Below are 15,447 nucleotides of genomic sequence, written 5' to 3'. Positions count from 1 at the left end.
GAATCCCTACACGATCCAGAAGGGCTTCCGCTATCTGAAGCACTATGGACCGAAGGAATTCTGGATCCGTCTCCATGAACGTTTTGAGCCGGAAGAAGTTCCCTATGGTCCGTGGTATGAAGCGTATATTCCGGATAAGGCGGAACTTGAGAAGCAGAAGAAACATAAGTTTGCATACACACCGCGGATCAGTGTTGCTGTGCCGGCATTCCGTACACCGGAGGTTTTTCTGCGCCAGATGATCCAGTCACTTCTTGACCAGACCTATCCGAACTGGGAACTCTGTATTGCAAATGGAAGTCCGGATGATACGGAGATGACAGCCATCCTTAAGGAATATGCGTCAGCAGATCGGAGGATCTGCGTCAGAGATCTGCGCGAGAATCTGGGAATCGCAGGAAATACCAATGCGGCACTTACGATGGCATCAGGAGAGTTTGTGGGTCTTCTGGATCACGATGACCTTCTGGCACCGAATGCCCTTTATGAGATCGTTAAGAAACTCAATGAGGACAGAGAACTGGATGCCGTTTACACAGACGAGGACAAGGTTACAACAGACTTAAGTGAACATTTCCAGCCTCATCTGAAACCGGATTTCAACCTGGATCTCCTGAGGTCCAACAACTATATCTGTCACTTTTTTGTAGTCCGCAAGACTATCGTGGATAAGGTCGGCGGTTTCCGTCAGGAATTTGACGGGGCACAGGATCATGACTTTATTTTCCGCTGTGTGGAGGAAGCTTCCGGCAGAGTCGGACATGTACCGGAGATCGTTTATCATTGGCGTACACACAAGGCATCGACTGCAGATAATCCTGCCAGCAAGATGTATGCGTTTGATGCAGGCAAAAGAGCAATCGAAGCACACCTCAAGCGCGTGGGCGTAGAGGGTGAAGTAAGCCATACACCGGATCTTGGATTTTTCCGCGTGAAATATCCGGTCCACGGAGAGCCTATGGTTTCTATCATCATCCCAAATAAGGATGAGAAGGAATCCTTACAGGCATGCATAGAATCCATCAGGGAAAAAACAGAATATCAGAATTACGAGATCCTGATCATTGAGAATAACAGTACTTCCGAGGAGATCTTTCATTATTACAAAGAACTCTCCAGAGATCCAAAGATCCGTCTGCTCAGATGGAAGAAGGAATTCAACTATTCTGCCATCAACAACTATGGTGTCCGCCATGCAAAGGGCGATTACTTACTGTTCCTTAACAATGATGTGACGGTGATCACACCGGGCTGGATCAAAGAAATGCTCGGTGTCTGCCAGCGAAGAGAGGTCGGGGCGGTCGGCGTGAAGCTGATCTATCCGGACAATACGATCCAGCATGCAGGCTGTGTGATCGGTATCGGCGGCATTGCAGGCCATATGTTTGTTGACATGCCGGCGAACAGAACCGGGTATCTCCACAAGGCTTCGATCCTTCAGGATATGAGTGCTGTGACTGCGGCGTGCATGATGATGAAGCGCAGTGCATTTGAGGAAGCAGGCGGATTTACAGAGAAACTGTCTGTTGCATTTAACGATGTGGATCTGTGTCTGAAAGTTCGTAAGAATGGAAGTCTGATCGTGTATGATCCATATGTTCAGTTATATCATATGGAATCCAAGACGAGAGGTGCAGAGGACAGCGAGGCGAAGGTCAGACGTTTTCAGGAAGAAATTGAATACATGCGCTGTCAGTGGATCGACATCCTCAGGAAAGGTGATCCTTACTATAACAAGAATCTGTCTCTGACCAAATGGAATTACTCCCTTCGTCCGATCCGGGGAATGGAGAATAAGGAGAAATAATATGGAAGTATCGGTTGTCATACCGAATTATAATGGAATTGCGTTTCTGGACAGCGTACTTGCAAGTCTGGAAGGGCAGACACTCAAAAATTTCGAAGTGATCTTTGTGGATAATGGTTCTTCTGACGGAAGCTGTTCTTTCGTTGCGGGCAATTATCCGTGGGTGCATATCATTGAACTGCCTGAAAATTATGGTTTCTGCAAGGCAGTTAATGAAGGGATCAAAGCTTCCAGAGCACCGTATGTCCTTCTTCTGAACAATGATACAGAAGTGAAAGAGGATTTTCTGGAAGAGATGGTCGCCGCGATCCGCAGGCACAAGAGAGCTTTTTCCTGTGCGGCGAGAATGGTGCAGTATCATGACAGAGACCGCCTGGATGATGCAGGCAATTTCTACAATGCACTTGGCTGGTCTTTTGCGAGAGGCAAGGGCAGGGATATCCATACGTATGAGAAGGAAGAACAGATATTTTCCTCCTGCGGCGGTGCTGCGATCTACAGAAGAAAACTTTTTGAAAAGATTGGATATTTTGACGAAGAACATTTTGCATATCTGGAAGATACGGATATCGGATACCGTGCAAGGATCTACGGTTACGAGAACTGGTATGCGCCAAAGGCGGTCGTTTACCATGTGGGAAGCGGCACGAGCGGATCCAGGTATAATTATTTCAAGACCAGATATTCTTCAAGAAACAACGTTTATCTGATCTACAAAAATATGCCGCTGCTTCAGATTATTCTGAATCTTCCGTTCCTGGCAGCAGGATTTTTGATCAAGTTTTTGTTTTTTGCTGTCAAGGGCATGGGCAAAGAATATCTGGCAGGTATAAAGAATGGATTTTCCATCAGCCACAAGGGTCGAAAAGTCCCGTTTTCGATGAAACATCTGCCAAATTATGCCAGGATTCAGCTGGAATTATGGAAGAATATTTTTGTCAGATTTACTGCGTAAAGGCGGATTTACAGATCGCAGAGCTAAATTTTATAAAATAAAATTTGGTATTTTATTGATTTTGACAGTCAACTATTATAAGATAAACACACATAATGAAACAGTGAGGTGACAGAAATTGATTCAGGATAATCAGAAGAATTTCAGTCGTCTCCAGATGTTAATTGATGCCGTTGTAATTGCGGTTGCTTATGTCCTTGCGTGGATGATCCGTTTTATCGGACCGTTTTCGTATTCGGCAGTCCGGGCACTGGCGTTTGAGCAGTATATGTTTGCCCTGATCTTTATTATTCCGGGCTATCTGCTGCTATACCAGGCGTTTACCTTGTATGAACCTTTGCATCTGCAGGGGCGGCGGCTTGTGCTTGCCAATATTGTCAAGGCAAATGTTCTGGGACTTCTTCTTGTAGTATTCAGTCTTTATATGATCGGAGAGCCTGATTTTTCCAGACTTACGGTCTATATTTTCTGTGTAGTTAACATCTTTATGGAATGGGGAGTCAGACTTCTGATCTATTCTATCCTTAAGGATATGCGAAAGAGGGGACTGAACCAGAAGCAGATACTGCTGGTAGGTTACAGCCGTGCAGCGGAAGAGTACATTGACAGAATTAAGGAGAATCCTCAGTGGGGATATATCGTCCGTGGAATTCTGGATGACAATGTACCGGCGGGAACCCTCTATAATGGAGTAAAGGTGATCGGACGTATTGCGAATCTGACCGTGATCCTTCCTGCAAACAGACTGGATGAGATTGCAATTACATTGGGATTAAGTGAATATTATCGTCTGGAGGAGATCGTTGCAATGTGCGAGAAATCCGGAGTACACACGAAGTTTATTCCGGACTACAATAAGATCATTCCTACAAAGCCATATACGGAGGATATACTGGGACTTCCGGTGATCAATATCCGTTATGTGCCGCTGAGTAATACATTTAATGCCATGGTCAAGAGAACTATGGATGTTGTAGGTTCTATTATGGCGATTATTGTTTCTTCGCCGGTCATGCTTCTGATGTGTATCCTTATCAAGCTGACCTCACCAGGACCGCTGATCTATAAGCAGGAGAGAGTGGGACTTCACAACAAGACTTTCCGTATGTACAAATTCCGTTCCATGGAGATTCAGCCGGAGGCCGAGGAGCGTAAAGCGTGGACGGTCAAAAACGACCCGAGAGTTACCGGAATCGGCAAGTTCATGCGAAGGACAAGTATCGATGAACTTCCACAGCTTTTTAATATTCTGAAAGGCGATATGAGCCTGGTAGGACCAAGACCGGAAAGACCTTTCTTTGTAGAGAAATTCCGTGAGGAAATACCGAGATACATGGTCAAGCATCAGGTGCGTCCCGGACTTACAGGATGGGCACAGGTCAATGGTTACCGCGGAGATACATCCATCAGGAAGCGTATAGACTGTGACCTGTACTACATTGAGAACTGGAGCATCGGATTTGACATAAAGATTTTGTTCCTGACAATTTTCAAAGGCTTTATTAACAAAAATGCATATTAAGTAAGAAGGAGAAAAGATGGCAAGAAAACCAAAATCAAAAAAGAAAAAGATACTTTTTGCGGTTGAGATCATTGTACTTCTGGTATTTATCGGCGGACTTTATGTTTACGGTCAGCTGAATACCAAACTGGACAAGATCCAGCAGCCGGTATTGGACGAAAGCAAGATCCAGGTAAACCAGGAAGTACAGGATTCCATTGATTCTGAGACCTCCACACTGACCGGATATACCACATACGCTCTGTTTGGTATTGACCACCGTGACAAGAACACTGCTCTTGGTGGAGAAAACAGTGATACAATTATTATTGCAAGTGTCAACAACGACACCAAGGACGTTAAACTTGCATCTGTTTACCGTGATACACTTCTGAACATGGGATTCAGTGACAAGGAAACCTATTCTAAGGCAAATGCCGCATATGCTTATGGAGAAGCAGAGCAGGCAATCACCATGCTGAATACAAACCTTGACCTGAATATTTCTGATTACGCGACCGTAAACTTCAATGCGCTGACAACCATTATTGATGACCTTGGCGGTCTGGATATGGATATGTCCTATGCAGAGATCGTTCATATGAACAACTACTGTGTGGAAACCGCAGAAGAAACAGAAAAAGATTACACACCGATCGAACTTCCGGAAGAACCGGAGGACATCGAAAAAATCCAGTATACTTACCATCTGAACGGTGTACAGGCAACTTCTTACTGCCGTATCCGTTATACAGCAAGCCTGGATATGGGACGTACAGAACGTCAGCGAAAAGTTATCCAGATGATCGTTGACAAAGCAAAATCAGCAGGACTGAGCACGATCTTCAAGATCATGGATGATGTATTCCCGATGGTAACCACTTCCATGGACAAGACAGAGATCCTTCAGATGCTTCCGACACTCATCGGATACAGCGTCAACGATACAACCGGTTTTCCAAGTTCTTTCAAGTTCTCCAATGTTAAGGGAAGCGTTATCGTGCCGACCTCACTGGAGTCAAACGTTATTGAACTTCACAAATTCTTGTATGACGATCCGAACTATACACCTTCTGCAACAGTACTTGCAAACAGCCAGAGAATCCTTGAAATCGTCGGCGGTGAGGCAAGTCTGGATGATACACAGAAAGTAACCGAGGAAAACAGTGCAAATGATACCGTTATTTATGAGAATAACGGAACAACATGGGAAAATACTGCCGGAAGTGACGACAGTGGAAGCACTGATAATGATTACACCGGAGGAGATACAACCGGAGGAGATACAACCGGAGGAGATACGACCGGAGGAGATACAACCGGAGGAGATACCTCTGGCGGTGATGATTACACCGGAGGAGATACAACCGGAGGAGATACTTCCGGTGGTGATGATTATAACGGAGGAGATACAACCGGAGGAGATACTTCTGGCGGCGATGATTCTGGCGGAGGAGATACAACCGGAGGAGATACTTCCGGCGGCGATGACGGCGGTGATTACTCCGAACCTGATTATGGCGGAGACGGCGGCGGTGAAGACATTGCAACAGAATCCGTAGAAGCAGCTTAAGCTACGAAACAATGATATAAGATGATCAGAAGGGAATTTCTCAGGCAGGAATTCCCTTCTGTTATAAATGGAGATTTATACAATGGAAAAAACAACAGATGTGATCATTCCCACATATCGCCCGGGAAAAGAATTTGGCAGGCTGATCGAGCGTCTTCAGAAACAGAGCTGCCCGATCCACAGAATCATCATAATGAATACAGAGGAGAAATTCTGGAATAAAGAATGGGATGAGAAATATCCATTTCTGGAAGTTCATCATATCCCGAAAGCAGAATTTGATCACGGCGGCACCAGGAAAAAAGCAGCCGCGCTGTCTGAGGCAGATATCATGGTATTTATGACACAGGATGCACTTCCGGCAGACAAAGAGCTGATTCAGAATCTGACAGGAGCACTTTGTTCTGATGAGCAGATCGGGGCTGCCTATGCCAGACAGCTTCCGAATGCCGAGTGTAGTTTTGTGGAGCGTTACACGAGATCTTTCAACTATCCGGAAATTTCCTGCGTTAAGACGAAGGCTGATCTTCCCAGGTATGGTATCAAGACATATTTCTGCTCCAATGTATGTGCTGCTTATAAGAAAGATATTTTTGAGAAGCTTGGAGGCTTTGTAGAGCGGACAATCTTTAATGAGGATATGATCTATGCCGGAAATCTGATCCAGGCAGGATACGGGATCGCCTATGCCGCAGATGCAAAGGTGATCCATTCTCACAATTATTCCTGCATGCAGCAGTTTCACAGAAACTTTGACCTGGGTGTTTCACAGGCAGAGCATCCGGAAATTTTTGCATCGGTGAAATCAGAAGGTGAGGGCATCCGCCTGGTGAAGCAGACATTCCGCTATCTCCTTTCCAGAGGAAAGATCTGGCTGATCCCGGGTTTTGTCATGCAGTCAGGATGCAAATATGCGGGATATCTGGCAGGTAAAAAATATCAAAAACTTCCTCGCAGAGTCGTTATGTGGTGTACAATGAGTCCCTATTACTGGAAGGCATTCTGACCAGACTGAGAGAAGGGAAACAAACAGCAACACACGCTTTTTTAAAGGAGTTATCACACTTTGAACACAATTGACTGATACACTGTTTTCATACAAGAAAAGGATAAGAGAAAGGAGCAGAAAGATGGACGATGAAAGAAGATGGAATTCGGCTCCGCAGTATGAGAAGACAGTAGAAGATTCGAATGTGCCGCCTTCCTACGCACACTATCATATGCATCAGGGAACAACGACGCAGAATTCAGGAACATCAGATAAAAGAGTGACTCCAGGAAAACAGAAACCACAGAACAGACTGGGCACCACGATTGGACTTGCAGTTGTATTTGGTCTGGTAGCAGGCATTGTTTTTCAGGGTGTGAATCTGGCAGCAGGTTTTATAACAGATACGACACAGACAGATACCGTGCAGGAACAGATAGATACAGCACAGCTTGTGACAGAAGCATCTGCTGATTCAGGAACAGGGCAGGAAGACACAGCTGCCACGGGAACAGCAGGAAGTGTAGCAAGTGTGGCCAGGGCAGCGATGCCGACGGTCGTGGCGATCACATCAGTAAGCATTCAGGAAATTCCGTATTATTTCGGATTTGGATTTTCTTCCAGAAGCACACAGCAGTATTCCAGTGAGGGCAGTGGATCAGGCATTATCGTTGGGGAAAATGACGACGAACTCCTGATCGCGACCAATAATCATGTAGTATCCGGAGCGACGACCTTAAGTGTCTGCTTTATGGGCGATGATGTGGTCAGCGCAGAGCAGGAAGCAGCAGAGACTGCTTCTGACAGCACCGGAGATGTCAATGTAGAGGATGCTGTCAGTGCCAAGATCAAGGGAACAGATGAGACAAACGATCTGGCGGTGATCGCAGTTGCGAAGTCGGATATTCCGGCAGATACACTTTCCAGTATTAAGATCGCACAGCTTGACACTTCAGATGATCTGGATGTTGGAGAGCAGGTAGTTGCAATTGGTAATGCGCTTGGTTACGGACAGTCTGTAACTTCCGGCTGGATCAGCGCATTGAACAGAACCATTTCTACAGATGATACGACCGGATCCGGACTTATTCAGACAGATGCGGCAATCAACCCGGGTAACAGTGGTGGTGCGCTTCTCAACATGAAGGGTGAGGTTATCGGAATCAATTCAGCCAAGTTTGCAAGTAATGCAGTAGAAGGAATGGGATATGCTATTCCGATTTCCAAAGCACAGCCGATCCTGGAGGAACTGATGAGCCGTCAGACAAGAGACAAGGTAGACAGCTCGGAAGCGTCTTATCTGGGAATTACACCAGTAGATCTTTCTTCTGAGACAATGGAGATGTTTGACATGCCTGTAGGTGTTTTTGTAAGCGAAGTAAGCGAAGGTGAAGCTGCTGCGAACGCAGGGATCCAGAAGGGTGACATCATCACGGGATTTGACGGACAGGCAGTTACTGGCAGGGATGATCTTGAGAGCAAGATGGTCTATTATGCAGCCGGTGAGACGGTTGATGTGACGATTTCAAGGGCAGAGGATGGACAGTACGAGGAACAGACTGTGCAGGTAACTCTGGGGAAACGCCCGAAGTCAGGATATGGAGACTGAAGCGTGGTTATAGGATAAGTATTTTATAAAAACTTTAGTTTACAGTTTGGATGGTTATGATATAATGAACGCATAGGCTCTGGACCAGGATCAGGTTCGGGGGCCTGTGCGTTCTGTATTTTACAGAACCAAAACCGAAAGGAGCAAATTATGTCAGATAAATACAACGATGATATCATAGAGGAAGAGATTCAAAATGAGGATGACGACAACAAGTATGAATCGGAGAAATTCTGTACCCTCTGCCGCAGATCAGAGAAGCAGGCGGGTAAGATGATCGATCTTCCAAATAACATACATATCTGTTCGGACTGCATGCAGAAGAGTTTTGACAGCATGAACCAGCAGATGAGCAGCAGCAATTTTAATTATAATGATTTTTTTAACATGCCGAATATCAGCATGATTGATTTAAGCAGTTTACAGAACCCGACACAGCATCAGAAGGTCAAACCTAAGAAAAAAGAAAAGAAAGCTGAGCCGGTTCTGGATCTTAAGAAGATCCCTGCACCGCACAAGATCAAAGCAACACTGGATGAGTACGTGATCGGACAGGAGCATGCCAAGAAGGTTATGTCTGTGGCGGTCTACAATCACTACAAGAGAGTTGCAACAGATACGATGGACGATATCGCTATCGAGAAATCCAACATGCTTATGATCGGACCGACAGGATGTGGCAAGACCTATCTTGTCAAGACACTGGCGAAGCTTCTGGATGTGCCGCTCGCGATCGCGGATGCGACTTCTCTGACTGAGGCAGGCTATATTGGGGATGACATTGAGAGCGTTGTTTCCAAGCTTCTGGCAGCAGCAGACAACGATGTGGAGAAGGCGGAACACGGTATTATCTTTATCGATGAGATCGATAAGATCGCCAAGAAGAAAAACACCAATCAGAGAGATGTAAGTGGAGAAGCTGTACAGCAGGGAATGCTGAAACTTCTGGAGGGAGCTGATGTAGAGGTTCCGATCGGAGCAAACAGCAAGAATGCAATGGTTCCGCTGACTACAGTAAATACCAGAAATATCCTGTTTATCTGTGGCGGTGCATTCCCGGATATTGAAGACATCATTAAGGAGAGACTGAACAAGCAGGCATCCATTGGATTTTATGCGGACCTGAAGGACAAATACGACAATGATCCACATCTTCTGGAGAAAGTGACCGTAGAGGATCTTCGAAACTTCGGAATGATTCCGGAATTCCTTGGCCGTCTGCCGATCATCTTTACGCTGAACGGACTGGATGAGGATATGATGGTCAAGATCCTTTCTGAGCCACGTAACGCAATTCTCAAGCAGTATCAGAAGCTTCTGGCACTGGATGAGGTGAAACTGGAATTTGACGACGGTGCACTTCATGCGATCGCAGCCAAAGCCATGGAGAAGGATACAGGAGCCAGAGCACTTCGTGCAATTCTGGAGGAATATATGCTGGACATCATGTATGAGATCCCGAAGGATGACAGCATTGGTGAAGTTATCATTACGAAGGAATATATTGAAGGAACCGGAGGACCACAGATCCTGCTCCGCGGGCAGGAAGTTCCACTTCTTACAGAGAATAACTAGGATTTCATAAGAAAGAGAGGAATTTTATTATGGCAAAGGATTTTTTTGGCACCTTAGGAGAAACACTCACAAAGACAGCACGAGAACTGAGCGGCCGTGCAGAGGAAGTCTATGAGACACAGCGCCTCAGAAACAAGATCTCCGGTGAAGAAAGACAGATCAACAAGGCGATGGCAGATCTCGGCAAGATCATCTACAAACGCTACAGAGATGGCGTTCCGGTAGACGAAGAGGAGAAGGCAATCTGTGAACAGATCGATGACAGAATGGCCCAGGTAGACAAATACAAAGAAGAGATGGACGGTGTCAAAGGAAACAGATTCTGTCCATCCTGCGGTAATCCGATTGGCAGAAATGATGCGTTCTGTTCCAGATGCGGGGCAGCCTGCCCGATTCCGGAACCGGAGGAAGAAGCCGGTGATACTGTGGACGGAACAGCCGAGGAGATTTATGAGACCGAGGAAACTTCCGAAGAAGTTGATGTGACAGACGGCACAGAGGAGACAGGGAGTAAAGTCAGCCTCTCCAAAGAAGAGACTGTACAGGGAGAAGTATCAGAGTCAGAGGCGAACGAAGTTCCAGAGAAAGAAGACAGTGTACAGGAAGAAAAAACTGAATAACGAAATCAGATAACAGGAGTGGCGGTTATGAAAGAGAAAGAAAAACGGACGGCAGGATCAGGCGGCAGGCTGGCAAGGTGTCTGCTGCTTACAGTATTGTTTATGATTTTGTCTGCGGGTCTTGTGGCAGTCCCGACATCAGAAACACAGGCCGCATCAACGACAAAAAAGACGGTAAAGATCAAACTGGTGGGTTCCAGTGGGAGATATATCCTTGATACAGGCTATAACTGGTGGCTCAGGGACAAGAATGGCAGAAGTGTCGGCGGTTTCAACTACGTCAAAGTACCAGCAGGGAACCGATTAAAGAGTGGATACTATATGTTTGACAACAGAGGACGTCTCTGTACAGGCAAACATTTCCACAAGGTAAACACGACACTTGGCAGAAAGCAGTTTAAGGGAACCTATTATTTTGGCGGACAGAACGGAAGTCTCTACCGGAAGAAAGGCTGGATCACTGTCGGAGGGAAGAAGTATCTACTCACACCTTATGGCAAGCGTTATGAGAACTGCTGGAGATACGGCTATTATCTTCAGTCAGACGGAACTATTGCCAGAAGTAAGAAAGTACCGCACGGAAGTTACGTGGACTTTGAGGGGCATAAATGCTCCAGAGAGGATATGAAACTGAACAGTCTCAAGAAGAAACTGAGTCAGATGCTGAACAGCTACGGCGGTTCCTGGTCCGTTTATGTCAAAGACCTTAAGAATGGCGGCGTGATCAATCTGAATGACCAGCAAATGTATCCGGCGAGTACGATCAAGGCATTTGTCATGGCATCGACGTTCGACCAGATCAAGCGGGGAAATTTAAGCTATAATGCAACTGTAAAAAGCCTTCTGACAGATATGATCACAGTAAGTGATAATGAGGCATGCAATCAGCTGATCCGATACAACAGCAAATCCAGAAGTTTCCTCGATGGTGCAAGGACGATTAACCGCTATCTGAGTGCCAAAGGCTACACTGAGACAGGCTGTCATCACAGCCTTCATCCGGCCGCTTCTTCTTATGTCGGTGATGGCAGCAGCAATGTATCTTCTGCAAAGGACTGCGGAGTTCTTCTGGAGCGTATTTATAATGGAACCTGTGTGTCATCCAGCTATTCCAGAGCAATGCTGAACCTTCTTCTGAGACAGACAAGAAGATGGAAGATCCCGTCAGGGCTTCCATCGGGAGTCAAAGTTGCAAACAAGACAGGAGAAACTTCAAGTGTTGACCATGACATGGCAATTGTTTTTGGAAAAAAGACAGATTATGTGATCTGTGTATTTTCAAGAACCGGAAGTGAAGGCTATGCGATCCCGCGCATCAAAAGTATTTCGGGAACAGTATACAATTATCTGAACAAATAAAGTTGACAGGAAATGACAGAATGAATTTAAAACAGAAATGCAAAGAAATATCCATGGCACTGGCTGCAAATCTTCTGGTGCTGTTTGTGATGGTGCTGGTAATGCGCCCATCGTTTGAGACAAATGATGATATTGTTTTTGCAGAACTTGGAAGCGGACTGAGAGGAGTGAAGGATGCACACCTGGTATTTCAGAATTACGGGCTGGGTGTGATCTACCGGTTTCTGTACGCAGTGACAGGCAGACTGCCGTGGTACACGATTTTTCAGTATGTGATTCTTCTGGTGGCATTTACTGCAGTGACTTATGTATTAATAAACAGGCTGGAAGGAATTTCCGGCCTGTGTCTTTCTCTGATCCTTGTATGTGGATTTGGTTATGAAGGATACATTCATCTGCAGTTTACCAAGACAGCAGGAATTGCAGCGGCGGCATCCGTTTTTTTACTGCTTTATGTGCTGGAGAAGGAGAGATGGTCCTGGGCTGAGGCTGTCTTTGGTATCTGCCTCGGAATTATGGCTTATATGTACCGGGAGGACCAGTTCTGGGCAAGCTGCGGTCTGATGGCAGGAGCAGGACTTCTTTTCTTATTTGATCTCAGGAAATATAAGGGCAGGAAACTTCGCAGACTGGGACTGTGTGTTTTGACATTTGGAGTCCTTCTGGCGTGTGTGTTTGGCGTGGACAGATGGGATGCTTCAAATTACCAGAGTGCGGAGTGGAAAGAATACCAGGAGTTCAACCAGTTTCGTTCCAGGCTTCTGGACTATGGATTTCCGGATTATGATAGCAATCAGGAAATTTATGAAGAACTCGGGATCAGCAGGGATGCCTATGAACTGTACCGAAGCTGGAATTTCAATGACACAGAGAAATTTAATACAGATGTCATGAAGAAACTGGTGGATCTGAAACAGAAGCGTCCGCTGACAGGAAAGACTGTGACGGCATTTCTGAAGCGGTATCCTTCTGATCTTCTCAAAATGCCGATGTTTTATGTTTTTGCTGTTTTTGTGCTGGTCTGGCTGATCTGGGGACGGAAAGATATCTTTTCCGTACTTTCTGTGCTGGCAGAGTGGATGATGCTCATGGCGGTATATTTTTACCTGTATTATCAGGGGCGGTATATGGTGAACCGTGTCGATGTCGGTCTGTGGTTCAGCGCATGTCTCGTGATGCTGTGGATCATTTCAGCAGGAAAACTCAGGCATATGGATGCGAAGATATCTGTGGTATTGTGCATAGTATGTGTGGCAGCAGGGCAGTTTTTGATGTACAGAGACTGGAGGATCATGACTTCGACTATCCCGGAGGCAAGAGTGAGCCAGAGGGCAGTTCTGGAAACGCTCGGAACAGATAAGGAGCATACGTATCTGGCAAAGAGTGGAATGCTTTCTGAGATCGTATGTTATGGTCCGTTTGACCGGATGCCGGAGAATCTTATGGACAATGTGTACTGGTTTGGCGGATGGGAATGCCGGACACCTGGATATACGCAGAAGATGGAGGCGCATGGGATCACAAATCCTTACAGAGATGTGATCAACAATGACAGCATTTATCTGGTGGATGATAATATTGACCTGACACTGAAGTATATCCGTCAGTATTATGACAGCAGTGCACAGGCAGTGTTTATAAAGACAATCGGAAATGTGGATGTTTATCAGATCAGAAGTAAATAATAAGAGAGTCACCGATACTTCTCTGACTGCAATGTAATAAAAATCCCGCAGAATCTTTGAGATGAGATGCTGCGGGATATTATTTACCATATTAAGACAAAAAAAGAATGCAGGAGATGGGACTTGAACCCACACGATCTTGCGACCACAGGCACCTGAAGCCTGCGCGTCTGCCAATTCCGCCACTCCTGCATTTCAATATGAATCAGACATTGTCTGATTAAATGCAGAAGATGGGACTTGAACCCACACGATCTTGCGACCACAGGCACCTGAAGCCTGCGCGTCTGCCAATTCCGCCACTTCTGCATTTGATATAATCAGTCGAACTCGCCGACTGCCTGATTATAATAACCTATGAGGGATGAAATGTCAAGAGTAAAATCAAAAATAGTTTTAATTTTTTGGTTTGTCTTTTCAACTGCAACAATTTACCAAAGAAAAGTTTTTGAGTACAACTGAATTATTTTTAGTGTCGGAATCTGTTGAAAAAACAAAACTCTTATGATACAATCTTGAAGATTTAGATAAAAAGCAGAAAGGGAGATTATATGAAAGCATTTCTGATATTAGAAGACGGCCATGTGTTTAAAGGAACCAGTATCGGTTCAACAAGAGAAGTCATCAGTGAGATTGTTTTTAATACTTCCATGACAGGATATCTCGAAGTAATGACTGACCCATCGTATGCAGGACAGGCGGTCTGCATGACTTATCCTCTGATTGGCAATTATGGTATCTGTTATGAGGACCAGGAGTCCAGGAAGCCCTGGATCGATGGTTTTATTGTTCGTGAATTATCCCGTATCCCAAGCAACTTCAGAAGCGTGGATACGATCCAGCATTTTCTTGAAAAACATGATATACCGGGTATCGCAGGTATTGACACCCGTGCTCTTACCAAAATTCTTCGTGAAAAAGGTACCATGAATGGTATGATCACAGTCAACGAAAACTACAACTTAGATGAAATAATCCCCCGCTTAAAAGCATATACAACTGGAAAAGTAGTCGAGAAAGTTACCTGCCGTGAGAAGGACGTTCTCAAGGGCAATGGACCCAAAGTAGCTCTCATGGACTTCGGCGCGAAGCGCAATATCGCCCGTTCCCTGAATGAGAGAGGCTGCCAGGTAACCATCTATCCGGCACTTACACCGGCAGAAGAGATCCTTGCGGACAACCCGGACGGAATCATGCTCAGCAATGGTCCTGGAGACCCGAAGGAGTGTACTACTATAATAGAAGAAATCCGTAAGCTGTATGAATCTGATGTGCCGATCTTTGCGATCTGCCTCGGACATCAGCTGATGGCACTTGCAACAGGCGGAGATACACACAAGATGAAATATGGACACAGAGGCGGCAATCATCCGGTCAAGGATCTTGCGACAGGACGTGTTTACATTTCCTCACAGAACCATGGATATGTTGTTGACTCAGATATCCTGGAGCAGAAGGGAATCGCGAAACCTGCTTTTGTCAATGTAAACGACGGTACCAACGAAGGTATGGCTTACATCGGCAAAAACATCTTTACCGTACAGTTTCATCCGGAAGCCTGCCCTGGACCGCAGGATTCCAGCTACCTGTTTGACAGATTTATGGAAATGATGGGAGGAACAGATCATGCCGAGAAATAAAGATATCCACAAAGTTCTTGTAATTGGCTCCGGTCCGATTATCATCGGTCAGGCAGCAGAATTCGACTATGCAGGTACACAGGCATGCCGCTCTCTCAAGGAAGAAGGCATGGAAGTAGTTCTTCTGAACTCCAA

General features: G+C 45.6%; 12 protein-coding genes and 2 tRNA genes. 12 read left to right on the top strand and 2 right to left on the bottom strand.

From position 1 onward, the window contains the following. From QZL69_RS05820 to QZL69_RS05775, 10 genes are all read left to right on the top strand, one after another. Window positions 1-1,807: glycosyltransferase family 2 protein (locus QZL69_RS05820; protein WP_291518577.1), on the top strand; the 1,807-nt coding region annotated here is incomplete at its 5' end. A 1-nt stretch (window position 1,808) separates the two neighbouring features. After that, window positions 1,809-2,762 carry a glycosyltransferase family 2 protein gene (locus tag QZL69_RS05815; RefSeq protein WP_022214286.1) on the top strand — a complete coding sequence of 318 codons (954 nt, stop codon included), beginning with the start codon at window positions 1,809-1,811 and terminating at the stop codon, window positions 2,760-2,762. 118 nt (window positions 2,763-2,880) lie between these two features. Continuing rightward, entirely contained in the window at window positions 2,881-4,284 is a 1,404-nt protein-coding gene (locus QZL69_RS05810) for an undecaprenyl-phosphate glucose phosphotransferase (RefSeq protein ID WP_022214285.1), read from the top strand. A gap of 16 nt (window positions 4,285-4,300) precedes the next feature. Then, window positions 4,301-5,836, top strand: a complete 1,536-nt coding sequence (locus QZL69_RS05805) for an LCP family protein (protein ID WP_022214284.1) — start codon at window positions 4,301-4,303, stop codon at window positions 5,834-5,836. Between the two features lie 82 nt (window positions 5,837-5,918). Next, a complete protein-coding gene (locus QZL69_RS05800) occupies window positions 5,919-6,842 on the top strand; it encodes a glycosyltransferase family 2 protein (protein WP_022214283.1) in 924 nt (307 codons plus the stop codon). A 124-nt stretch (window positions 6,843-6,966) separates the two neighbouring features. Further along, window positions 6,967-8,433, top strand: coding sequence for a S1C family serine protease (locus QZL69_RS05795; protein ID WP_022214282.1), 1,467 nt, complete (start codon window positions 6,967-6,969; stop codon window positions 8,431-8,433). Window positions 8,434-8,583: 150 nt separating this feature from the next. Then, on the top strand, window positions 8,584-10,008 hold the full coding sequence (gene clpX, locus QZL69_RS05790; RefSeq protein WP_022214281.1) for an ATP-dependent Clp protease ATP-binding subunit ClpX: 1,425 nt from the start codon (window positions 8,584-8,586) through the stop codon (window positions 10,006-10,008). 29 nt (window positions 10,009-10,037) lie between these two features. Beyond that, the gene (locus QZL69_RS05785; protein ID WP_022214280.1) at window positions 10,038-10,628 is read left to right on the top strand and encodes a zinc ribbon domain-containing protein; all 591 of its coding nucleotides are present in this window, start codon (window positions 10,038-10,040) and stop codon (window positions 10,626-10,628) included. 27 nt (window positions 10,629-10,655) lie between these two features. Next, window positions 10,656-11,987 (top strand): serine hydrolase, encoded by a 1,332-nt coding sequence (locus QZL69_RS05780; protein ID WP_022214279.1) that lies wholly within the window; start codon window positions 10,656-10,658, stop codon window positions 11,985-11,987. A gap of 20 nt (window positions 11,988-12,007) precedes the next feature. Beyond that, the gene (locus QZL69_RS05775; RefSeq protein WP_022214278.1) at window positions 12,008-13,672 is read left to right on the top strand and encodes a hypothetical protein; all 1,665 of its coding nucleotides are present in this window, start codon (window positions 12,008-12,010) and stop codon (window positions 13,670-13,672) included. 108 nt (window positions 13,673-13,780) lie between these two features. Here the strand turns inward: QZL69_RS05775 and QZL69_RS05770 are convergent. Beyond that, window positions 13,781-13,864: transfer RNA gene (locus tag QZL69_RS05770), tRNA-Leu, on the bottom strand. A gap of 33 nt (window positions 13,865-13,897) precedes the next feature. Beyond that, window positions 13,898-13,981 (bottom strand) — tRNA-Leu (locus tag QZL69_RS05765). Window positions 13,982-14,223: 242 nt separating this feature from the next. Between QZL69_RS05765 and QZL69_RS05760 the strand changes: the two genes are divergently transcribed. Together QZL69_RS05760 and QZL69_RS13950 are read left to right on the top strand one after the other, a co-directional pair. Then, window positions 14,224-15,312, top strand: a complete 1,089-nt coding sequence (locus tag QZL69_RS05760; RefSeq protein ID WP_022214277.1) for a carbamoyl phosphate synthase small subunit — start codon at window positions 14,224-14,226, stop codon at window positions 15,310-15,312. Further along, on the top strand, window positions 15,299-15,447 hold a 149-nt coding region (locus QZL69_RS13950), incomplete at its 3' end, for a hypothetical protein (protein ID WP_291518605.1). The genes QZL69_RS05760 and QZL69_RS13950, both read left to right, overlap by 14 nt.

It is taken from the genome of Blautia sp. CAG:237, assembly GCF_000436615.1.
Lineage (GTDB): Bacteria > Bacillota > Clostridia > Lachnospirales > Lachnospiraceae > Blautia_A > Blautia_A intestinihominis.
The sequence above is the reverse complement of the archived record's forward strand: the minus strand, read 5'-3'. Positions and strand labels throughout refer to the sequence as shown.